Source organism: Longitalea arenae (assembly GCF_016924755.1).
Taxonomy (GTDB): domain Bacteria; phylum Bacteroidota; class Bacteroidia; order Chitinophagales; family Chitinophagaceae; genus Niastella; species Niastella arenae.
In genome coordinates, this window is the sequence record NZ_JAFFJX010000006.1 from 186,618 (window position 1) to 209,823 (window position 23,206).

At 46.3% G+C, this 23,206-nt stretch carries 14 protein-coding genes; 8 read left to right on the forward strand and 6 right to left on the reverse strand.

Going from position 1 to position 23,206, the window contains the following annotated elements:
* Positions 1 to 143 precede the first annotated feature (143 nt).
* Both JT717_RS15500 and JT717_RS15505 read left to right on the forward strand, forming a co-directional pair.
* Entirely contained in the window at positions 144 to 836 is a 693-nt protein-coding gene (locus tag JT717_RS15500) for a molybdopterin-dependent oxidoreductase (RefSeq protein WP_205511405.1), read from the forward strand.
* A 29-nt stretch (positions 837 to 865) separates the two neighbouring features.
* Positions 866 to 2,254: a Gfo/Idh/MocA family protein gene (locus tag JT717_RS15505; protein WP_205511406.1), complete on the forward strand. Its 1,389-nt coding sequence runs from the start codon at positions 866 to 868 to the stop codon at positions 2,252 to 2,254.
* A gap of 185 nt (positions 2,255 to 2,439) precedes the next feature.
* Here JT717_RS15505 and JT717_RS15510 read toward each other — a convergent pair whose 3' ends face one another.
* Positions 2,440 to 5,391, reverse strand: coding sequence for a glycoside hydrolase family 2 protein (locus tag JT717_RS15510; protein WP_205511407.1), 2,952 nt, complete (start codon positions 5,389 to 5,391; stop codon positions 2,440 to 2,442).
* Between the two features lie 188 nt (positions 5,392 to 5,579).
* Here JT717_RS15510 and JT717_RS15515 point away from each other — a divergent pair, with 188 nt between their 5' ends.
* Entirely contained in the window at positions 5,580 to 6,296 is a 717-nt protein-coding gene (locus tag JT717_RS15515) for a YqjF family protein (protein ID WP_205511408.1), read from the forward strand.
* 20 nt (positions 6,297 to 6,316) lie between these two features.
* Here the strand turns inward: JT717_RS15515 and JT717_RS15520 are convergent, their stop codons facing one another.
* Entirely contained in the window at positions 6,317 to 6,829 is a 513-nt protein-coding gene (locus JT717_RS15520) for a HEAT-like fold family protein (protein ID WP_205511409.1), read from the reverse strand.
* A 76-nt stretch (positions 6,830 to 6,905) separates the two neighbouring features.
* Between JT717_RS15520 and JT717_RS15525 the strand changes: the two genes are divergently transcribed.
* Both JT717_RS15525 and glk read left to right on the forward strand, forming a co-directional pair.
* On the forward strand, positions 6,906 to 7,811 hold the full coding sequence (locus JT717_RS15525) for an SAM hydrolase/SAM-dependent halogenase family protein (protein WP_205511410.1): 906 nt from the start codon (positions 6,906 to 6,908) through the stop codon (positions 7,809 to 7,811).
* A 643-nt stretch (positions 7,812 to 8,454) separates the two neighbouring features.
* The gene (gene glk / locus JT717_RS15530; RefSeq protein ID WP_205511411.1) at positions 8,455 to 9,495 is read left to right on the forward strand and encodes a glucokinase; all 1,041 of its coding nucleotides are present in this window, start codon (positions 8,455 to 8,457) and stop codon (positions 9,493 to 9,495) included.
* Between the two features lie 67 nt (positions 9,496 to 9,562).
* On the opposite strand, the gene JT717_RS15535 is transcribed toward glk, so the two are convergent.
* The gene (locus JT717_RS15535) at positions 9,563 to 9,766 is read right to left on the reverse strand and encodes a hypothetical protein (protein ID WP_205511412.1); all 204 of its coding nucleotides are present in this window, start codon (positions 9,764 to 9,766) and stop codon (positions 9,563 to 9,565) included.
* Positions 9,767 to 10,200: 434 nt separating this feature from the next.
* Between JT717_RS15535 and JT717_RS15540 the strand changes: the two genes are divergently transcribed.
* Together JT717_RS15540 and JT717_RS15545 are read left to right on the forward strand one after the other, a co-directional pair.
* Positions 10,201 to 12,036 (forward strand): ABC transporter ATP-binding protein, encoded by a 1,836-nt coding sequence (locus tag JT717_RS15540; protein WP_205511413.1) that lies wholly within the window; start codon positions 10,201 to 10,203, stop codon positions 12,034 to 12,036.
* Positions 12,037 to 12,437: 401 nt separating this feature from the next.
* Positions 12,438 to 14,975 carry a TonB-dependent receptor gene (locus JT717_RS15545; protein WP_205511414.1) on the forward strand — a complete coding sequence of 846 codons (2,538 nt, stop codon included), beginning with the start codon at positions 12,438 to 12,440 and terminating at the stop codon, positions 14,973 to 14,975.
* On the opposite strand, the gene JT717_RS15550 is transcribed toward JT717_RS15545, so the two are convergent.
* Positions 14,972 to 16,249, reverse strand: a complete 1,278-nt coding sequence (locus JT717_RS15550; RefSeq protein WP_205511415.1) for a pepsin/retropepsin-like aspartic protease family protein — start codon at positions 16,247 to 16,249, stop codon at positions 14,972 to 14,974. The two genes, JT717_RS15545 and JT717_RS15550, sit on opposite strands and share 4 nt — an antisense overlap.
* An 83-nt stretch (positions 16,250 to 16,332) precedes the next feature.
* Between JT717_RS15550 and JT717_RS15555 the strand changes: the two genes are divergently transcribed.
* A complete protein-coding gene (locus JT717_RS15555) occupies positions 16,333 to 16,917 on the forward strand; it encodes a nitroreductase family protein (RefSeq protein WP_205511416.1) in 585 nt (194 codons plus the stop codon).
* Positions 16,918 to 18,521: 1,604 nt separating this feature from the next.
* On the opposite strand, the gene JT717_RS15560 is transcribed toward JT717_RS15555, so the two are convergent.
* Entirely contained in the window at positions 18,522 to 19,901 is a 1,380-nt protein-coding gene (locus JT717_RS15560; RefSeq protein WP_205511417.1) for a hypothetical protein, read from the reverse strand.
* Positions 19,902 to 20,035: 134 nt separating this feature from the next.
* Positions 20,036 to 22,675: a DNA gyrase subunit A gene (gene gyrA / locus JT717_RS15565; protein ID WP_205511418.1), complete on the reverse strand. Its 2,640-nt coding sequence runs from the start codon at positions 22,673 to 22,675 to the stop codon at positions 20,036 to 20,038.
* Between the last annotated feature and the right edge of the window lie 531 nt (positions 22,676 to 23,206).

Genomic DNA, 23,206 nt, shown 5'->3' on the forward strand with positions numbered 1-23,206 from the left:
AATGGCAGCCATCAACAGCGGAGTTTCAATATAAGCCCTGCTGGCTGTTAACCACTTGTTACCAGCTTTTTCCCCGCAAACGGTTGCATCCGGTATAAACTTTGTTTTTTGTTATAGCCGATCATATGTGGTAATTTCAAATCATGGAGCAATCAGACAAATTGAACCGGATCGTGGAAGCCCGGATGAAGCTCAGGAACCGGTTCGAAGAAAAGATGAAACAAACGCCATCGCTTGCCGATGAACGGCCCATGGGCACCGGCAAACTGAACCGGCATGGAATGCCGGAGATCCCGGTTGGACAAACGGAAACCCGCAAGTGGCCCGTGCTCGACCTGGGCATTCAACCCCAGATCCCATTGGCAGAATGGCAATTGATCGTCGATGGCGAAGTGGAACATCCCGTCAAACTGAACTGGGATGAATTCATGGCATTACCACAAACGGAAGACACTTCCGATTTTCATTGTGTGACCACCTGGTCAAAATTGAATATGAACTGGAAAGGCGTGCGATTGCTGGATCTTGCGGCCCTGGTTCAACCCAAGGAAACAGCTACCCACATCCTCTGTTATGGGTACGATGACTACACCACCAATATTGCCCTGGAAGAAGCGCTAAAACCGGATGTATTACTGGTGCATACCGTGGAAGGCCACCCGTTGCCGGAAGAACATGGCGGCCCGGTTCGCATGATCACTCCGCAACTATATGCCTGGAAAGGTTCCAAATGGATCTGCCGGATCGAATTCCTGAAAGAAAATGTGTTAGGTTTCTGGGAAGAAAGAGGTTATTCCAATACAGCCTATCCATGGCGTAACGACCGCTACAGTTAACAATTGCTTTACCCTCACATAAATTACCGATGAACAGAAGAAGTGTTTTGAAACAACTCAGCCTGAGTGTAGGCGCCACCGTATTAGGTTCAAATACAATGGCCCGGCTTGCCAATGATACGATCGAATACGAACTGCCGCCCAATCCATTGCATAAGCCCATTGAAAAGCCAGTGACCGCTATCACCCTGGGCGCCGGCAGCCGCGGAAATGTGTATGGAAATTTTGCCGCCAAATTTCCCAACCTGCTCGATATAGTGGGCGTAGCCGAACCCATTTCGATCAGGAATGAAAGATATGCGGCTAAACACCAGATCGACGATAAGAACCGGTTCGATACCTGGGAAAAAGTTTTTGAACGGCCCAGGTTCGCCGATGCCATTATCATCACCACGCCCGATGCGCTGCATTATGCGCCCTGCATGAAAGCACTGGAAATGGGATATGATATCTTACTGGAAAAACCCATTGCCCCAACCGAAAAAGAATGCCGGAACATTCTGGCGCTTGCCAAAAAAACCGGCCGCATAGTAGCTGTATGCCATGTGTTACGGTATGCGCCCTACTTTGTAAAAATGCGGGAACTGCTGTCACAGGGCGCTATTGGCGACATCATCAGCATTCAACACCTGGAGCCCATTGAACACCTGCACATGGCCCATTCGTATGTGCGCGGCAACTGGCATAATTCCAAAAAAACAACCCCCATCATCCTGGCCAAGTCATGCCACGATCTGGATATTATAAAATGGATCATTAATAAGCCTGCGAAACAGATCTCGGCCATGGGCGATCTGAAATGGTTCAGAAAAGAAAACGCTCCCGAAGGCAGCACGGCCCGCTGCACCGATGGTTGTAAAGTGGAACGCAGCTGTCCGTATTCAGCCATCCGGGTATACCACGACAAACGGCTTCGCCTGGGCGTATTCGACCTGCCGGAAGATAAATCGAAACATGCCGAAGCGATTATGGAAAAATTGAAGACCACCGATTATGGCCGTTGTGTGTACCGGATGGACAATGACCAGCCGGATCATTATATCACCAATATTCGTTTCGGTGATAACATAACGGCCAGCTTTTCGATGGAAGCCTTTACCAGCTATGCAGGCCGCCGCACCCGCATCATGGGATCCATGGGCGATATGGTGGGCGATATGAATGAACTGGTGATCACTGATTTCAGAACCGATAAGCAAACCAAACTGGTGCCCAAAGCAGAGGATGTTGATGAATACAAGAACAGCGGTCACGGTGGGGGCGACTGGTTGCTGGCGCGTGACTTTGTACAGGCCGTGGCACAGCAAAATCCCAAGCTGCTGACTTCTACCATCGATGAATCCATAGAAAGCCATATCATGGGCTTTATGGCGGAAGAAAGCCGGAAGAATAATAAAGTGATGGCAATTACAATGTAGCCTGATGTTTTTAATTAGAGAATATAGTTATGAGTTACAGGTTTCAGGTTACAGGGAATGCCTGAAGGTTTTGCCCTACAACCTGGAACTGATGCTGCATTGTGGAGTGAGTAAGCAAAAGTCAAATGAGTCAGTGTTCTGACTCATTTGACTCCCTGATTTGACCCATTGACCTGTTTGACTTATTACTTCACAGCTTCGTATATTTCTGCTTCAATGATACTCAGTGTTCCTTTGGCTTTGGAATCGTCACGCGCTACACCATCATCGAGCTTTTTACCGGAAACTTCTACCACCTGGTTGCCGCCTTCGTCCTTTGACAGGGCAGCCAGTTGAATGCGCACTTTTTTACCTTGCTGCGGTTTGCAGTGTATAGTATAATAACCTAGCGTGGGGCGGGTAGAACCGGAAAATACTTCTTTACCATCCACCGTAATGATCAATGGATAGGCGCGGCTGCGGAAGTTATTCAACTTAAGCGTTATTTCACTTACTGTGGCGGACCGTTCCAGTTCGTATTCTATCCAGGCAGTAGATAATTTACCATCGTTCACCCAATCGCTCAGTTCATTATCATCATAACTTGCGAAAGCGCTGTCAGCATGTGCGCCAGCAGTAGCGTTCACAATGGAGATTGGTGGACGGATATTGGTATATGAGGGTGTTGAGGGCGTGGGGCCTCTTTCGAGGCGGCAGGGCAAACCAGCTGCAGGCAGGTGATTCGATAAGCCATCTTTTTCTGCAAAGGGAATGGATGTTAAGGTAAGGACAGCGGAACCTAAACCATCGGCACTGGCTTTGATGGTGATGGTACCGGCTTTGTTGGTCGAACGGATCAATACCCGGTTCACCCCATTCTCCACCGGCAGGCTTTTAGCCAGTATATAATTATCAGGGCCCATGGCCATACCACCCCGCCATTCGGCCGGTCCTTCCAAAGAAAAGTTCACCAGATCCAATGCAGTAGGGCAACGTTCGCCGTTGGCATCTATCACTTCTACCTCCACCAATGACAGATCATGGCCATTGGCAATAAACGGTACAGGTCTTTCTATATTTTTCAGGCGCAGTGCAACAGGCCTGCCTTTGGTAGTGATGGCCGTTTCACAAACGCGTTTTCCCTTAGCGTCAAATCCAACAGCAGCGATTGCGCCCGCTTGCCATTCCACCGCTTTGAAAGTGAACAGAAACCCATTCGATCTTTCTCCGGTGCCAACCGATCTTCCATTTATTGATAATTCCACCCTATGGGCAGAAGAAATGACGTATATATCTTTCTTTACGCCGGGCGCATAATTCCAGTGGCCGATGATATGGATGCGATAGTTCTCGGGGTTCACCCAGCCATCCCACATTACCTGGTGCGCATAAAAATTCTGTTTTTTGATCCGCAATGCATCCACTTCACCACTGCGCCGGTAATTTTCAGCGCCGCGATGATGCGTATTCGTTTCTGAGAATACAATATTAACACCTCCTGCGCTCACGCGTTTTCCGGTACCAGGCCGTTCATTCCAGAATTCAAACCAGCGTTTTACATTTTCTATGGCATGTGATTCCATGTTACGATTGTAGGAAGAAGCATTTTGTCCGTTATGCAATGGCCCATCGCCATCTTTATGAAAGGGGGGGCTATAGTCGTCCCAGTATTTACGCGAGCCTTCATCCCGGGAATATTCCATGGCCCACAGGGGGATCTGCGCACTTTTATTGGTGTATAACATTTCGCCGCCATACTCCGCCATTTTGCTGTCGAGCATTTCCCGGGAACCGATGGCCCGCCCGCCAAAAGGATCATACCGATCGCGGATGGCTTTCATCTCCTGCATATGTGGTTCACTGATAGATTCATTGCCACACTCGTAAAATATAATGCTGGGATTGTTCTTATTGTAAATGATGGCATCCCGCATCACTGCTTTGCGTTGCTCCCACCGCACGCCAGTTACGTCTTTTTCCGCATCGCCAGCCGGCATGGCCTGCATCAGTCCAACCCGGTCGCAGCTTTCGATATCCTGTTTCCATGGTGTAATATGCATCCAGCGCACCAGGTTGCCATTGCTTTCCACCATCAGGTGATTGCTGTAATCGCTTAACCAGGCAGGAACACTTAGACCAATGGCCGGCCATTCATTACTGGTTCTTTGTGCATAACCATGCACCATGATCACGCGATCGTTCAAATAGATCATGCCATTCCTGAATTCCGTTTTACGGAAACCGGTTTTTGTTTGTACAAGATCTACCGGTTTTCCATTCACCTTTATAATGGTTTGCACCTTGTATAAATAGCCATAGCCCCAGCTCCAGAAATGCAACCCGCTTACCACGGAAGCGGCTTTTACTACAGCCGTTGCACCGGGGGCTATAGTAGTTTTTTCACCGGCAAATGTTTTTACCGGCTTTCCTGCTATATCTGTAATGGCTACTTCGAATGTGAAGGTCTGCGCTTTATCGCCTTCATTTTTAACCTGCGATTCGGCATGAATGGTAGCAGTATGCGCCTTGATGTTAAACCGATCGGCATATACATATACGCCGGTAGTGCCCAATGCGGCGAACAAAGGAAGCGTTTGATACAGTTTGCCGGTCACATGCAGGTATACGTTTTTGGTGATGCCGCCATAGTTCGCATTAAAGTTCCTGTCTTCCCACTGAAATTTGGTGTTGGTGGCCCGCTCATGATAATCCCAGCTATTGTCAATCCGCACCGCCAGCACATTCTCTACATCGCCCGTGTTCACGAGCCTGCTGATGTCGAACCCAAAAGCAGTGACGCCGTTCTCATGATTACCGAGATATTTTCCATTCACATAAAAATCACCGGCCTGCCGGATGCCTTCAAACTCCAGGAATATTTTCTGATCCTTCGCTGCAGCAGGAAGTTTAAAGTGTTTTCGATACCAGGTGATGCCCGTGCGCAGGTCCCGGATATCTTTTTTAAAGGCATCATCTTCATTCCATGCCCAGGGCAGGGTCACCGGTTTCCAGGAGGCATCATTGAAAGCAGTTTCTTTGGCTGTTGAATCATCACCGGCAAAAAATTTCCAGTTGCTATTAAAATTATACGTTGTTCGCTGGGCATGGGATGGCAGGTAAATCAGGGCAAGTAGAAAAACAACAAGTCGTTTTATCACCGTTTTATTTTTTGAGGAATGTTAACTGAGCTGACCGTTTTACGGCCTTCTCATTGTAGACGTAATGCTTCGGCAAATGTGGGGGTGCCTGCAAAAAAACCTGTTTCAAAACAGGGGCTGCGTTTTCAGATCCAGGCATTGAGGGTACCGGCAATTTATGATAATTTTGATCACTGAAAGAGTTGCCCATGAAACAAAAGAAGTTCCTGACGGCCGAATGGCTTCGATTGATAATGGCGAATTACGAGATTGACCCCGAAGCGTTGAAACCGTTTTTACCCGCCAAAACCGAATTGGATAGCTGGAATAACAGGACCTATGTAAGCCTGGTGGGCTTTCTGTTCCATGATACCTGCGTTATGAAGCTGCGCGTTCCATTTCATACCTCATTTCCGGAAGTGAACCTGCGCTTTTATGTGCGGTACAAAGAAAATGGTGTTTATAAAAGGGGCGTTGTTTTCGTGAAGGAGATCGTGCCGAAACGGGCCATTACCTTTATTGCGAATACACTATTCAGAGAAAGATATGTGACCCTGCCCATGAAAGCGTTTTCCCATACCACGGAACAGGGATTGCACATTGGCTATCACTGGAAATTCAGTGGTCATTGGAATAAACTGGAAGTGAGAACGGGCTTGCAAAAATTCCCTCTGCAGCCTGGCAGCGAAGAAGAATTCATTACCGAACATTTCTGGGGTTATACCAGCATCAATGAACAGCTCACCGGTGAATACCAGGTAGAACATCCAAGCTGGGATGTGTATCCGGTGGAACAGTATACGGTGGAATGTGATTTTGCAAAACTGTACGGTCCGGCTTTTTCGGCATTGAACAGCCAGGTGCCGGTTTCGGTATTTTTAGCGGAAGGCTCGGCGATCAATGTGTATAGTAAGCGAATCCTTTGATGGACCGATACAACCGGGATTCAAATCATCCTTTTTAGGATCTTCCTGGCCCTGGTATGAAAAGCGGCGCTTTCGTAGGGCCAGCGCTCTTCAATGATCAGTTTTAACTCGGGTTTGATATCGGGGTATAATACTGACAAATTTTCGAGGATGGTGAGGGCAGAGGCTTTTACGGCCGGGGCTGTTTGCGGATCGGCAACAAATTCGAAACAGGTGTTCATTAGCTCACCATGGTAGGTTTTGGGAATGGCAACAAATTGAAGCAAGCGCACGGTATTCCGCACCACTGCAATATGCACGTCAGGCTTTTTCAACAATGGCAATAATTGTTTGAAATAAGGCGTGATCAATTCAGGGTGTTTCTCCACACAGATACTTAAGGGCCAGCCTGCGCGCTGGGTTACCCGGTAATCACCTTTCAGGAATAATTGCATGAGTTCAGCAAAGCGGGTTTTGTCACCGCCCACGTAGCGCACGATCTTCTCACATTGGGCTTTGGAATGTTCCTTTTGAATTGCTTTTAATAAATCCATATAAATTTGAAAAATAACCATTTTGCGATGATCAACAGCTAATGATCAGCGCAGCTGACCATAAAAAAACCATCAAATGAAAAAGATCAGCGTATTATCCGTTTTTTTAATAGCTCTTTTGACCGCCTGCCAGCCCCGCAAAGGAGCTGTGGTTTTTCAAACCGATTTTGGATTGAAAGATGGCGCCGTCAGCGCCATGAAGGGGGTGGCTGCCGGCGTTGACCCCGCTTTGAAATTGTATGATCTCACCCATGAGATCCCGGCCTATAATATTTGGGAGGGGGCCTACCGGCTGGAGCAAACGGCTCCATATTGGCCGGCGGGCACTGTTTTCGTTTCCGTGATAGACCCGGGCGTTGGTACCAGCCGGAAGTCGGTGGTTTTGAAGACAAAGACCGGCCATTACTTTGTAACACCAGACAACGGTACATTAACATTAATAGCTCAATCACTTGGCATTGAATCAGTACGTGAGATTGATGAGGAATTAAATAGAAGAAAGAACTCTCAGGCTTCCTACACATTTCATGGCAGGGATGTATATGCCTATACGGGGGCGCGGCTGGCAGCCGGCGTGATCTCATTTGAACAGGTTGGAAAAGAATTGCCGGCCTCTGTGGTCACCATTCCCTATCAAAAACCCGTCTTGCAAGGGGATTCTATCCTGGGTAATATACCGATCCTGGACATCCAGTATGGCAATGTATGGACCAACATTAACGATTCGATTTTCAAGGTGTTACACGTGGAACCTAAAGATAAATTGGAGGTGAAAATAAATAAGAATGGTATCCCGGTGTTTGACCAGGATATCGAATTTGTGAACACCTTCGGCGATGTACCGGAGGGCAAAACACTGGCTTATATGAACAGCCTGATGAACTTTTCTTTGGCCATAAATAGAGGGAATATGGCCGATTCTTTTCATATAAACAGCGGAGCGGAGTGGAATATTGTAGTCAAAAGGAAAAAACCAAATTAATTTTTACACAATTTGACTTAAACAGTGGATAACCAGGCAGGTAGAAAGCCCATCGTAAAAATGCCAGGCACACTAAGGTTCACAACAAAGCAAAAGAATGTATTAGATTGATCCTGGCTCTATTACAGCCGTTAACAACTTTTTTATTTGATATAACTCGTAAAAAAGGCATTCAACATTACTACATTGCGGCTTCGCTATGGCAATGACTTGCCCGTACACAGCCCTTTACTAAAACTGTACTGCAAATGGATCATAGAATGAATTGAAAAATAATTCCCTGCATTCGCTCAGTGACTTCATTAAAAGGCGCCGCCGGCATACCTGTTTTCCAGGGCATCTCTTTAGCGCCTGCATTCTTTTCAGAAAATCATTGGCCACTGCTTATGGCCGAAGCTTGCCTCGTTTTTGCGGCCAGTCAGCGTTTTTGCATTTTTATACAATTCAACACACGCTTTTGCCTTGCGATGGCAGGCAGGGCAGCCCATACCGCACCAGCATAACAATACAGGCCGATGATTATTTCCGCAGTAACTGGTTCTGGTTCCATGTTTGATTTAAGTCTGGGAGTTGACAAGTTCATTCATTTTATAACTTATTATTGCAGCAGATAGGAATTAATCAAGAAAACAAGCACCTTATTATGATCATAAAAAATCTGCATCTCCAACGGCGTACGGGACTCGGTGAAAAAGGCATTACCGTACTGGCGGGCGATATTGGTGGCACTAAGACCAACCTGGCATTTTATGTGGCAACGGAAACCGGATTGAAAGTTTTATATACGGGCAGATATCCATCTGCAGAATACAGTTCCTGTACGGCTATTCTGCAGCAGTTCCTGGGGGATAATAATTGCCCGGAACCCGACAGGATCTGCCTGGGTGTTGCCGGCCCCGTGCTGGATGGGAAAGTGAACCTTACAAATCTTGACTGGAATATTGATATTAAAGAGGTGAAACGCACCATGGGCGTTGAAGCAGTGTTCCTCCTGAACGACCTGGAGTCAATGGCGTATGGCTTGGCCGCATTAACGGAAGAAGACCTGATCACCATACACCCTGGTAACGACGAGAGCACCGGCAATATGGCGATCATTGCCCCAGGAACCGGTTTGGGCCAGGCGGGTCTATACTGGAATGGTGTGAACCATTTTCCTTTTCCCACAGAAGGCGGTCACGCAGATTTTTCGCCCCGAACAGACCTGGATATTGCTTTATTGAAATTCCTGCAAAACGAATATGGCGTTGTGAGCTGGGAAAAAGTAGTGGCTGGACCGGCCATTGTCGATATCTATCGTTTTTTGCGCGATGTAAAAAAGCGGGAAGAACCAAGCTGGCTAAAAGAAGCGCTGGAACAGGAAAAGAATGATTCAGCAGTGATCAGTGGCGCTGCAATTGAACAAAAAGCGGCTATTTGTGTTGAGACGATGGACCTGTTTGTAAGATACCTTGCCCGTGAATCATCGAACCTGGTATTGAAGATGAAAGCAACCGGTGGTTTATTTCTGGGCGGTGGTATTCCGCCTAAAATTGCACCCTTGTTGTTAGAAAGACAATTTATGGAACATTACATGGATTGCGATCGCATGCAACATTTGTTAGAGCAGGTTCCGATCAGGATCATAAAGAATGATAAAACCGGTTTGATCGGCGCCGCTTATTATGGAGCTTACTTAATTTGATAAGGCCGTTATTATAAATAGGAAAACCGTCCTGGCTAAGCCGGGACGGTTTTCCTTAAGTAATAAATTACTTTTGTGATGTCGAAGGTGAAGACAGGTTCAGATTCATTGTATCTGGTTTCTTCTTGCTTGTATCTTTTTTCTTAGGAGTAGTATCCTGTTCAATAACATTTCCATTGTAAAGTTCTGCTCTTACTGGTTGGTTAGATACTACCATTGTAACTGCAAAAATGCAAAGACCAATGCCTGCCGCTAAAAAGCTTCTTTTCATAACTTTGAGTTTTTAATATGTAAAAAATGTAATTAACTAAATAACTACGTGGGAGCGGGTAGGCTACAATATCAGGTTAAGCAATCGGCTGTAGTTTTAAAAATCGCTAGGTTATCAATTAAGTATTAAGAATCATGCCAAAAAAATCTGCGGTTAAAAAAAATAGAAAAATTAAACTATCTGTTATTACTTAATAAATACCGTGCCTGCTTTTATAAACTTGTATTATTTATTGATTTTCCTGTAGATATAATTACCGGATACAATATTTATCCTGCCCGTTCGTCTATCAAAAAAAATACCTTATTACCCGTAGAAGCCTTTGAGAGCCGGCAAAAAGAATAACTGATCCTACTGAAAGTTCCAGGCATTTAGAAGCCTGATTCATTCTTTGCAACATTAATTAATCAACATTAAAACGTTTACCTCTTTATATGGCACGTGGCAACAGACAGGATAACGGTGCTCGTAAACCGGATATGCCTACAGCAAAATTGACCAAAGAGAATTTGAGAGAAGCGTTATTAATTTTCAGCTACGTGAAACCATATCGCTGGACATTTATAACCGGATTGCTGTTCATTGCCCTCAGCAGCGGCACTACCATGGCTTTTCCTTATTTCCTGAAAAGACTTATTGATAGTGCACACTCGCTCAGCCTGGGTAAAGAAGCCGTTGCACCGGGCACCATTGCATTATGGATGTTGGGTATTTTAATTATGCAGATGATCTTTTCCTTTATGCGCGTATACCTGTTTTCCTATGTTGGGGAATATGCGCTGGCGGATATGCGAAAAGATGTGTACCGCAAAATGATCATGATGTCAATGAATTTTTTTGCGCAACGCAGGGTGGGAGAGCTATCGAGCCGCATCAGCGCTGATCTGTCACAGATACAGGAAGCTGTCACGGGAATGCTGGCAGAAATTTTGCGTGGACTGCTAACGCTTGTCATAGGAATGGGGTTAATATTATATTTATCCCGTTCCCTTACGTTGGTTATGTTATCGGTTGTACCTGTTATTGTGGTGGCGGGCGTGGTTTTTGGGAGAAAGATCCGCAAGCTGTCACGTCATACACAGGATCAGCTGGCCGATTCCAATACCATTGTGCAGGAGACGCTGCAGGGCATTGGTAATGTAAAAGCGTTTACTAATGAGTGGTATGAAATAGGCCGGTATACAAAGAGTTTACAGCAAGTAGTAAAACTGGCGGTCAGCAATGGCCGCTTCCGGGGATTTTTTGTTTCTTTTATCTTGATGAGCATTTTTGGCACCATCATACTTGTTGTATGGTATGGAACCACCCTGGTACAGGCAGGTACGCTTTCCTTTGGCGATCTAACCGCTTTTGTCGTTTATACCGCTTTTGTCGGCGGTAGTATGGCAGGTTTTGCCGATCTGTACACCCAATTGCAAAAAACACTGGGCGCTACCCAACGCGTTCGCGAGATCCTGCGCGATGATACAGAACCGGTAGCGGTAACCGATGAACCTGTTGCTGAGATAAACAAGCTGCATGGGGCAGTACGTTTTGAACATGTAGCTTTCAGTTATCCTTCCCGCAAAGAAGTACATATCTTAAAGGACGTTAGTATCTCCGCTGCGCCGGGTGAACAAATTGCCATCGTTGGCCCCAGTGGGGCAGGCAAGTCAACCATTGCTGCCCTGCTCTTACGCTTTTACCAGCCAGACGAAGGTAAACTGCTGTTCGATGGCAGACCGGCTGATGACATTCCGCTTTCCCAATTGCGTAAACAAATGGCTTTGGTGCCGCAGGACGTACTGTTATTTGGCGGTACCATCCGCGAAAATATTGCCTATGGCAAACCCGGCGCAACACAAGCCGAAATAGAAGCGGCTGCCCGCAAAGCCAATGCACATGATTTTATTGTTGGCTTCTCGGAAGGCTATGATACCGTAGTAGGGGAGCGGGGCGTGAAATTATCGGGCGGACAAAGGCAACGTATTGCCATTGCCCGGGCCATTTTAAAAGACCCGGTGATCCTGGTACTGGATGAAGCTACCAGTTCCCTGGACTCCGCTTCGGAATCCCTGGTGCAGGAAGCCCTCGACAATCTCATGAAAAACCGCACTTCTTTTGTGATCGCTCACCGGCTTTCCACCATTCGAAATGCCGATAAGATCGTTGTGCTCGATAAAGGCCATGTGGTTGAAAGCGGCACCCACCAGGAATTACTCTCTCATGATGATGGTTTGTATAAAAGCCTCAATAAACTTCAGCTGGAATGGACGTCTGAAGAAAGTTGAAAACCTGAAAGAGCTGATAAATTCATTATTCACCGTTTAAAGTTTCCCGCCTGGCCGAGCAAAGGATTTGCCCATTGCATATTGGCGAAGCAAAAGAATTTGGCCATTGCCCATTGCCAATTGCCCATTGACGATTGAACATTGGCGAAGCAAAAGAATTTGCCCATTGCCCATTCACCATTGACCATTGACCATTCACCATTCACCATTGCCCATGCCCATCGATTCTCCGTGGTGTGAAAATTGAAGCTTATTCAAAGGAAAGCTGATATGTTTAACTGAATTAAATTAAAATTAAATATTTGAACAGTATGCACACCTGCCAGCCATTTTTACCGTCTAATAGCCCATCCGGTTAAAATTCATTTATACCGGTGTAAATAATAATCACAAACTGCGTAATGAAACCTGTATTAGTACTGTTTATAGCAAGTTTTATAACAATATCCTTATGTGCCCAGGAAGAAAAAGCGCCCCGGAACCAATCTGCCAATGCCGCCCCTGGTAAATTGATCGGCAAAATAGTGGATGCCAAAAACAATAAAGGCCTTGATGCCGCTTCGGTTCAACTATTTGAAAAAAACACGAATACCCTGGCCGGCGGCATGCTCACTAAACCCAACGGTGACTTTGATATCAGCCATCTTTCCATTACCGATACGTTCAAACTGGTTGCAACTGCTATAGGATATGCTAAACAGGAGATGATCATCTTTTTCGACAAATCAGCCAAGGGCAATGAAACGGTTGAAAAAGATCTTGGCAACATCAAATTAACAGCAGAATCACAATACCTCGGATCAGTTACCGTAGTAGCGCAAAAACCCGCGCTGCAAATGGGTATTGACCGTAAAACATTCGACGTAGAAAAGAACCTGGCATCTGCAGGCGGTACCGGTATTGACGTCATGCGCAATATTCCTTCCGTGACCGTTGATGTTGACGGAAACGTGCTGTTGCGTAACAACTCGCCCCAGATCTTTGTAGATGGCCGCCCGACAATACTTACATTAGACCAGATCCCGGCCGACAATATTGAAAGGGTAGAGCTGATCACCAATCCCTCCGCCAAATTTGATGCTGCCAGTACCGGCGGTATCATCAATGTGGTGCTCAAAAAAAATAAAAAACTCGGACTGAACGGCCTTGCTTCTGTTGGCGCCGGTACACCGGGCATTTATACCGGCAACCTGGCACTTAATTTACGCCAGGGCAAATTCAATTTCTTTGTAAACGGAAACTACAATGAATCAGGCGGCCGAGCCAAATCGGAAACCTATCGGCAGAATAAAGACAATGGTATTGTGCAGGATTATTTCAATCAGGTTGCCTATACCGACCGCGAGCGCCGCTTTTATTCAGTGCGCTTTGGCATGGATTTCTTCCTGGACAACCGCAATACATTTACCATTACGCAGAATATTGGCCGGGGGAAATTCGGCAACTTCGAAGACCAGAACCAGGAATACCTGGATATTCACCGGCAGGCTGACCACTATGGCTTCAGAACATCTGACAACCGTTCGAACAATGAACGCAGCAGCACGCAGCTGATCTTCAAACATAATTTTGTAGAAAGCGGCAAGTCGATCAGTGCTGATATCAATTACAATCACGGCACCAACGACGACAATACAAATATCTTAAATACCTACGCTTACCCCGATGGCAGTATTTATTCGCCCGACAGCCGGGTTCGCAATGAAGGCGCAGGCCGCAATAACCAACTCACCATTCAGGTTGACTATGTGGATCCGAATGGAGAAAATAACAAACTGGAGACTGGTCTGCGCACTTATATAAACGATTTTACCAGCATTTTCAATGCTTATTCAGTGAACAACGGTTCCGAATTTAAACTACCGCTCAGCAATCATTACAAATACCAGGAAATGGTGCATGCAGCATATGCAACATACACCGGTAAATGGCAGGGGATCGGCTACCAGGCAGGTTTACGCGCAGAATATTCAAAATTCGATGGGGAACTGGTTGACAGTGCCCAGAAATTTGGTTACCAGTTTCCCCAACAGCTTAAAAACATTTGGGATGCCTTGTTCCCGAGTTTATACCTGAGCAAAACGATTGGCGAGGGGCAGGAGATCCAGCTGAACTACAGCCGCCGCATCCGCAGGCCCGATTTCTGGCAAATGAATCCATTCGTTGATATCAATGACCCCTTGAATATCCGCCAGGGTAATCCAGCCCTGCGCCCCGAATTCACCAATTCATTTGAGTTCAATTATAATAAAACCTATTTCACCGGCAGTTTCCTCGGTGTTATCTATTTCCGCAATACCCAGGGCGATATTACGCGTTACAGCGATACCATATCGGCCGAACAATTTGAGCGGTTGAACAATGCGGCCATTGATCCCAGTGCCATTTTGAGCACGTTCGTGAATGCCCAATACCAGAACCGGTGGGGCGCTGAACTGACCTTACAGCAAAAACTGGGACAACAACTCGACATTACCCCAACGGTAGACATGCAGTATAAAAAAGTGGTGTCGAACATTAACAATACCGATCTCAGTAATGAAGGCTTTAACATCGAAGCCAAACTGATCATCAATTACCGGGTTGCGGCAAAATCGGCTTTTTGGAACAAATGGAGCTTTCAGGCGACGGGTGAATACGAATCACCGGAAGTGGTTCCGCAGGGAAAACGCAAGGAGATGTATGGTATTGATCTCGGTTTACGCAAAGAATTCCTTAAGAATAAAGCGACATTTACGTTCAACGTAAACGACTTATTCAATTCCAGGAAAAGGGGTATCATCAGCGACACGGAAAGCTTTTACCAGGATGCATACCGGCGCTGGAATGTGCGCAGCTTCCGCGTTACCCTTACGTACAAGTTCGGTAAGACCGATTTCCAGTTATTCAAACGGAATAACAATGGACATGGTCAGGATGACCATGATGACAGAGACTAGGGCGTTGCAGGTATAAAGTCAACATACATATACCGGAAATTGATGACCATTTCAGCGAATTGGTTCATTACGTCCTGGCCCAGATTACCATAGTACAGGTTATCCTTCGGTGTAGAACTGGCGGTTTTCACAGCGACATCTTTTAATACGGCCGGCTGCCCGGCCACATTGATATGCACCTGCGGCAAGCGGAAGGCTTTGGTTTTCGTGATGCCGCCCGCGCCGCCGATCTGCATATCGAAAGAAGTGCCCGCCGTATCGATCAGCCGTTTATAATCCCGGTAAAAGGGTTCGTTTAAAAAGGTGAACTGGGCGCCGGTATCGAAGGTAAATGCCAGGGTATCGGTTTTATACGCTACCGAGATCACGGGCAGCAATTCATCCACGCCAAAATTGCGGATCCTGCGGTCAACGGCAACAGCAGGAACGATCACCTTGTTCTTATTGATCCTGATCTCCTGCAATTGTTCAATGACAGGGAAACCGATAATACCTTTAATGGTGTACGCTCCGCGGGCAAAAGACAGGGCGCTGTCAGGAAAGATCATGAATACTGCATTTCGAACAATGATATTTCCCATGCGTAATTCATCAGCAATACCCAGGTTGGCCTGAACCTGTAATCCGGTTATGGCCCTCACTTTAAACCGCACGTTTAATAAACGCAGTTTGGTTTTGCGCGCATAGGATTCCGTTATTACCGACAGGTTGGCGCCGGTATCAAATACAAAATCAAAGGTGCTGTCCGCAAAATTTACCGGCACATTAATGAGGCCAGCCAGATCACGGCGGTAGGCTATCTGCGTTTCGCCGGTAATGGTCGTTGTTTGCGGGGCAACATTTTGCAAACCCTTCCAGATGATATCGGAGTTCCTGGCGTCATCACGTTCCTCGGCTGATAATACCTGCCGGTATTTTCGTAGTACAAGCTGGGTGGTGAGATGCGCCTCGCGGTACTGGTACAATTTCACATGATTATCTATTTTCTTCATGAGAAGGCTGCCGATGCGGCCCGGCGTCAATTGTTTTTTGTGTTTCTCCAACAGCAAATTGATCACCTCGTTCGATCTGGTGAGGTTATGGAAGAAATTATATAGAAAGGCCTGATAATACAATTTCCGGTAGGCGGGCAGATCACGGTTAATATCGCTTTCCAGTGCACGTTGCAATTCAAAAAAATGGCGCCGGCTAAGCAGGCTGTCGAGCCGTTTGATATCCGCCGCAAACAATGAAATTCCTGATAAGAAACAAATTAAAAATAAAGTTATACGCATCTTTCAAAGGTAAAGAAGAAGACAGAATCCGAAGCAACGATACCGCCTAGAATTAAGGAACAAGTGTCTTACCTTTGCCGCCTATGACGAAAAGCGAAATGATCAATGAACTGATCCGTACACGCAGGAGTGTGTTTACGCAACAATTTGAACCGGGAAAAGTTATTCCGGACGAGATCATCTGGCAGGCGCTTGAAAATGCAAACTGGGCGCCCAATCATAAATTTACCGAACCCTGGCGCTTCACGGTTTTTACGGGCAACGGCTTACAAACACTGGCCGAACAACAAGCGGATATCTATAAAAAATATGCCGGTGCTAAGTTCAAACAAAATAAATATGAACAGATGCTGGTAGGCCCCCAACAATGTTCGCATGTAATAGCCATTGGCTGCAAACGGCATGCAGAGCAGGTTCCGGCCATGGAAGAAATTGCGGCGGTAGCCTGTGCGGTTCAAAATATTTATCTTACGATCTCTGCTTATGAAGGGCTGGGAGGTTACTGGAGCACAGGCGGCATTACATTTATTGAGGAAGCAAAACCGCTGTTCAATTTAGGACCCGATGATATGTTAATGGGCTTCTTTTATCTGGGTTATGTGAAAGTGCCATCTGTTGCGGGTAAGCGAAAACCGGTGCAGGAAAAAGTGACCTGGGTGAAAAGCTGATCGGCTAATTTGCTGATTCCGCAAAGCGGGACAAGTTGTGCTAATGTTGTCGGAAGAATCAGTTGAAATTTTTAAACCGTTTGCTGCTGCGATGACTCAGCCAGATGAAGATGACCGGAATTAAGAGGATCAGAATCAGGGATATTGTACCAAGCATAAAATCAGGTTTTACAAGGATGGGGATCGCTTTTTTAACGCATAAAGCATTTATTTTAGTATAAGTAATTTCCCTGAAGCCGGATAAATGTGTATTTATTGATCTGTATCATGCATTTGGCGGGATATGGCATTTAGCGCAGATAGAAATTCCGCATTAAAATAGTACTCAACAACTTAAGTACGCGGCCCTAAATCTAACAAGCGTCCCTCCACGAAAATTGTATCCTTTCTTTTTGTATCTTTGTTTTCGTTCTCATCCGGTGTTCTTCCAACCATCTGGCTATAAATCCCTGGCAGCTTTCCCGAGACTGCAATTAAAACCTGAACTCGAAATTTTGGTCCAAATTTATTCGCAATCGCTGTGAGTATGGCGTCTTAAAGCCCGTAAACGCAATCCAATTGAAGGAAAACTGTCATTTGTTCTAAGTGCTTTTTTCAGGATGTATGGCGCACAATGATTGTGACAAGGGCCGGAAAATTGGATCTCAAAGCTGGTTTCACAGGGACAGCCGCCAAAATTGGTTCTTTACCAGCATTCTCCAGCGCTTGTCACTCCTCTTTCAGTATTCTTTTAAGATTATAATTAACATTATGTTAAATAGACGCTAACAGACAAGACATAGCAAAGCAAGCTCCTGTCCATCCCATAACGCTGCCGCCGTCTCAACCTCTTTTAAATATGCCACTCTCCCGCAGCCATCATTCAGCATCCGCCGTTCTCATGCGTCGAGCCGCTCAGCCTCTTTCTTATTTTAAGCGATTAATAAAGGTTGTTGAACCCAGCAGCTCCTTTTAAATGGCCATTCTCCGGGAAGCCATCATCACCTTACGCCGTTCTCATGCGACGAGCCGCTCGGCCACTTCCTTATTTTAGCGATTAATAAAGGTTGTTGAACCCAGCAGCTCATTTTAAATGGCCATTCTCCGGCAGCCATCATCACCTTCCGCCGTTCTCAGAGCCACCAGCCGCTCAACCGCTCGCCATTTGAAGCGGCTAAATCAATGATCCTGCACTGCTTCGCCAACTGCCCCTGCCGCGCCAAGCACAGAAACCGCAGCAAATCGTTCAACCCGACCAGGCGGCGTGTACCCGTGACCGTACAAACCATTTTTGTAAAGCGCAATTGCAGAAAATACAATCCGGGAAAATCAAGTGATTCACTTGTGTAACTGCCAGCTACTGTGCCAAATAAAAAAACGCAGCCTAGAAAAGCTGCGTTAAATTGATTGAAAAATTAAACCCTTAAACCCATGCGCACGATTGTTCAGCGCATTGCATAAAGGTAATGGCCGCGTCTCATTCGGTAAATACCCATCAATTAAAAGGAAATTAAAATACACTTCATGCAACTGATTGCTCCACAGACGCATCAAGCGGCGGATCTACGGCTAAAAAAGAAACCCCGGCGGTTGCCGGGGCTCAACATCAATTTCGTTTATGCCTCTTAGTGCTTTCTGTCGATATTATTGTACTTATCAGTGTACTTCGTAACATTATCCTGGATCTTCTTGATCTCGGCATCGATGGCTTTAATGCCGGCTGCGTCTTTTTTAGCTTCTGCCTGGCGTTTCTTTTGCTCCAGCTGATTTACTTTTTCTTCGTTGATGATGATCAGCAGGTCAAGCGCATTTTTCAGGTTGTCTTTTTCTTCCATTTTTAACTTTCCCTGCGCATCGAGGATCTCGTCTACCTTCATTAAATAAGGCAATGCCTGGTCAAATTTCTTGCTGGTCTCAGCACGCAGCTCTTCTTTTTTCTTCAATTGTTCAGGTGTTAATTTCACCCCGCCGCTTGGACGAATATTCTTGTTCTCGTTATTGATCTCAACACCCTGGTTGTAATAGATCTGGCCTAATACCATGTTGGCATTGGCAAAATCAGGTTTTTTCTCCAAAGTCTTGGTCATTACTTCAACGGCTTTATTGATCAGCTCTTTTGAATTGGCCGGGCGCTTGCTCGCATCCGGATCATAACCGGTTTGATACAATTCTACCCCATAGTTGAAAAGGAAAAGATAGTTATCAGGATTTTCCTTGATAACCGCCTCGTATTTTTGGAACAGGTCTTCTTTATTTCCTTTCTCGCGGGCCATATCCAGTTCAAAACCTGTCCAGAACGGATCAGTAGGATAAACTTCCTTACCCAGGGCAGCAAATTTTGCTGCGTTGGTTACGTCATCCTTTCTGCGGTAATAGTCAGCCAGCCATTTGTAAATCTCTACAAAGCCCTCGCCTTTTGCTTTAGCTTCAGCGATCTTTCCATAATAAACAGCTGCATCATCGGGCTTTTGCGCTTTTTCAGCCGAGATCCCTGCATATAAAGTGGTGGTAGTATCGAGCTTGATGGGAATAATGTTCCTTTCAGACATCAGGTCGAATACTTCCAGCGATTTTTTGAAATTCACAAATGCATCGTTGAAATTGCTGGCATTATAAAAAGAGGCCGCATCTTTTGAATAGCCGGTGTACAGCTCGATCAGCGGAGCATTGTTATCGATGGTCAGTTGAATATTCCTTTTGGCGGCTTCTTTTACACCTGCTTCCAGGCTCAGGTACTGTTTCATGGCTTCAAAGGCAGTACCGCGCGCATCGGGAACCGTCGCTTTCTGTGTAGAATCAGCGGCAATGGCTCCATATATTTTTGCCTTTGTGTACCACGCCTCTGAATTGGTTTTATTCTTTTCAACGGCCAGTACGTTATCTATTTCTGTTTTTGCCTCGGGGAGTTTTTTCCTGCTCAGCAGGTCTTTAGCCTTTTCGAGTTTCTGGGCCTGTGACATGAACCCAATTACAGCAAGCATTGCTGTCAGAAACAATTTTTTCATGCGTGATTTTTTATGTTTTTTGGCCACATGGAATTCGCCGTAAAAACTTCTTCGCCGTTGGCACCAGCCTGCTCAAAAATTTTTACGGCTCATTTCATCTGTGTTTTATTTTAATTAGTGCTCAATGCACTTAATTATTCATTCTCCGGGTTCTCTTCGTTTCCGGACGCGGGTTCTTCGTTAGAAGCCCCTGCATTCTCATCAGATGCAAACTCATTGCCATCGGTTGTCTCCGCCACTGTGTTTGTATCGGCCAGTACCTCAATCTCGCCATTTTCTCCATTCACTTCTTCTTCGCTATCATCGAGTTTTGTAATGGCGGCGATCTCATCGCCATCATCCAGGCGGATCAATTTAACACCTTGTGTATTACGTCCCAGTTCGCTGATGCCTTCAGCCGGCATGCGGATGGTCATTCCGCTCCTGCAGGTGATCATGAGGTCTTCCTTCTCTGCTACGTCCAGCATTCCCACCAGGGCGCCGGTCTTTTCGGTAACATTCAGGGTCTTCACCCCTTTCCCGCCCCGGTTAGTGATGGGATATTCCTCTAACTGCGTCCTTTTTCCGAATCCTTTTTCACTCACTACCAATACACTACGAGAGTTATCTTCCTTGCTGACACATATCATGCCAATAACTGCATCATTTTCATCATCTACGTCAATTCCCGAAACGCCAATGGCGCCACGGCCGGTTGCACGCACTTTTTCTTCAGGGAAACGGATGGCGCGACCGCTTTTTACGGCCATCATGATCTCGCTATTGCCGGTGGTTAACCTGGCCACCAGCAGTTCATCGCCTTCCACGATGGTAATGGCATTTACCCCGGTCTTACGCGGGTTGCTGAATTCTTCCAGCGCCGTTTTTTTGATGATCCCTTTTTTGGTGCACAGCACAATATTATGACCCTTTACAAAAGTCTCATCTTCGAGGTCTTTGATATCGATGATCGCCCTGATCTTATCATCGGGCGGCAACTGGATCAGGTTTTGAATGGCGCGGCCTTTTGCGGTTTTGTCGCCTTCAGGTATTTCGTATACATTGAGCCAGTAACAACGTCCTTTTTCGGTAAAAAAGAGCATGGTATGGTGAGAAGAAGCCACGAACAGATGCTCGATGAAATCCTCCTCCCGGGCGCGGCCGCCCTTGGCGCCACGGCCTCCGCGGCGTTGGGCGCGGAATTCGGTAGCGGAAGTGCGTTTGATATAGCCGAGATGCGAGATGGTGATCACCACATCTTCTTCCTTGATCAGGTCTTTTATGCGAACCTCGTTATCGAGGTAAGTGATCTCTGTTTTGCGGGCATCGCCGAACTTTTCCTTTACTTCGGCCAGCTCGGTCTTGATTACATCGTAGCGCATACCTTCATTGCTTAACAGTTCGCGCAGGTGGGAGATCAGGCGCTGCAGCTCTTCGAATTCTTCCCGGATCTTTTCGCGTTCCATGCCGGTCAACCGTTGTAAACGCAATTCGAGAATGGCCCTGGCCTGTACTTCATCGAGCCCCCAGCCTGCATTGATCAGGCTTTCGCGGGCAATTTCCGGTGTGGCCGATGCCCTGATCATGGCGATCACTTCATCAAGGTGATCGAGTGCAATGAGATAACCCTGTAAAATATGGGCTTTCTTTTCCGCTTCGCGCAGTTCGAACTGGGTACGGCGAACCACCACTTCATGCCTGAACTCCACAAACTCACTGATCATTTCTTTTACGTTCAGTGTTTTCGGGCGTCCTTTCGACAGGGCTACGTTGTTAATACCGTAGGAAGTTTGCAGCTCGGTGTATTTATACAGCTGATTGATCACCACGTTGGCAATAGCGTCGCGTTTGAGATCAATTACGATACGCGTGCCTTCTTTAGCATTCGATTCGTTGTTAACATGGGCAATGCCTTCGATCACTTTCTCATTTACGAGCTGCCCGATCTTATCGCAAAGCGCATCGCGGTTCACCTGGTAAGGCACTTCTGTTATTATAAGCGTTTCGCGACCGCTCGGTTTGGTATCAACCGTTAATTTGCCCCGCAGCACTACCCTGCCGCGGCCAAAATGCATGGCCGCCCGCACCCCTTCCATACCATAGATAATGGCTCCGGTAGGAAAATCGGGCGCTTTGATATGCTGCATCAGTTCGTCGATGGTGATCTCCCGATTATCGATGTAGGCGATACAGCCGTCGATCACTTCACTGAGGTTGTGCGGCATCATGTTGGTAGCCATACCAACCGCAATACCGCTGGAACCATTTACAAGCAGGTTAGGAATCCGGGCAGGCAAAATGGACGGTTCTCTTTCAGAATCGTCGAAGTTGGGCTGGAAATCGACCGTGTCTTTATCGATATCCATCAACATGTACTCCGCCAGCCGGTCGAGCCTGGCTTCGGTATAACGCATGGCCGCCGGGCCATCGCCATCCTGGTTACCGAAGTTACCCTGGCCATCTACAAGGGTATACCGCATGCTCCACTCCTGTGCCATACGCACCATGGCGTCGTACACCGATGAGTCACCATGCGGGTGATATTTACCCAACACCTCTCCTACAACACGCGCCGATTTCTTGTACGCCCGGTTAAAGTTCAATCCCAATTCGTTCATGGCGTATAAAATGCGCCGGTGAACCGGTTTCAAACCATCGCGTACATCGGGCAAGGCGCGGCTTACGATCACTGACATGGAGTAATCGATATAAGCCGTCTTCATTTGCTCTTCGATATTTACAGGGATTATACGATTCTGATCGTTTGTTTCCTGTGGTGTGAAGTTTTCTTCCATACTTGTTACAGAAATGATTTACATCCGTTTATTGGTCGTTGGATGGGTGGCAAAAATACCCTATTTAAGCGTGAAAACCCGGTTATTGAAAGGGTTTTTTAGCCCTAAATTTTATCAACAAATGTTAAAAAAAAGCGGGTTGCAAGATGGCGAAACAGCAGGCTATAAGGCCCGCCAGGGAGGCAATGGAGAACAGTTACGAAAGCAAACACTTAACCAGCGCTTTCACCCGTAACAAGTATATCAGCTTTGATCAAACGTTTTTCATGGTATGGAATTTTTATACTCTAAAATCATGTTCCGATGCCTTATAAACAATCGTTATATATCCGGTGCCGCCGGTTATGGACATCGGGTACTGAGCCAGTTATGGTGGAAAACTACTGGCATTTTTAACGTCTCTTTTTATATGGAGTATTTGGTACAATAACTATCAACTGTTAACTTGCAGCTAAGCTTAATTCACCCCCCGGTATCCTTATTGAATTCCATGTAACCCTCTTAAGCCCGCGACCCACTGAATATTATTTC

Coding starts and splice junctions, on each gene's coding strand:
- JT717_RS15505 (WP_205511406.1), top strand. CDS start 866: ATGAACAGAAGAAGTGTTTTGAAACAACTCAGCCTGAGTGTAGGCGCC.
- glk (WP_205511411.1), top strand. CDS start 8,455: ATGATCATAAAAAATCTGCATCTCCAACGGCGTACGGGACTCGGTGAA.
- JT717_RS15520 (WP_205511409.1), bottom strand. CDS start 6,829: ATGGATTTATTAAAAGCAATTCAAAAGGAACATTCCAAAGCCCAATGT.
- JT717_RS15560 (WP_205511417.1), bottom strand. CDS start 19,901: ATGAAAAAATTGTTTCTGACAGCAATGCTTGCTGTAATTGGGTTCATG.
- JT717_RS15535 (WP_205511412.1), bottom strand. CDS start 9,766: ATGAAAAGAAGCTTTTTAGCGGCAGGCATTGGTCTTTGCATTTTTGCA.
- gyrA (WP_205511418.1), bottom strand. CDS start 22,675: ATGGAAGAAAACTTCACACCACAGGAAACAAACGATCAGAATCGTATA.
- JT717_RS15545 (WP_205511414.1), top strand. CDS start 12,438: ATGAAACCTGTATTAGTACTGTTTATAGCAAGTTTTATAACAATATCC.
- JT717_RS15515 (WP_205511408.1), top strand. CDS start 5,580: ATGAAACAAAAGAAGTTCCTGACGGCCGAATGGCTTCGATTGATAATG.
- JT717_RS15500 (WP_205511405.1), top strand. CDS start 144: ATGGAGCAATCAGACAAATTGAACCGGATCGTGGAAGCCCGGATGAAG.
- JT717_RS15555 (WP_205511416.1), top strand. CDS start 16,333: ATGACGAAAAGCGAAATGATCAATGAACTGATCCGTACACGCAGGAGT.
- JT717_RS15540 (WP_205511413.1), top strand. CDS start 10,201: ATGGCACGTGGCAACAGACAGGATAACGGTGCTCGTAAACCGGATATG.
- JT717_RS15525 (WP_205511410.1), top strand. CDS start 6,906: ATGAAAAAGATCAGCGTATTATCCGTTTTTTTAATAGCTCTTTTGACC.
- JT717_RS15550 (WP_205511415.1), bottom strand. CDS start 16,249: ATGCGTATAACTTTATTTTTAATTTGTTTCTTATCAGGAATTTCATTG.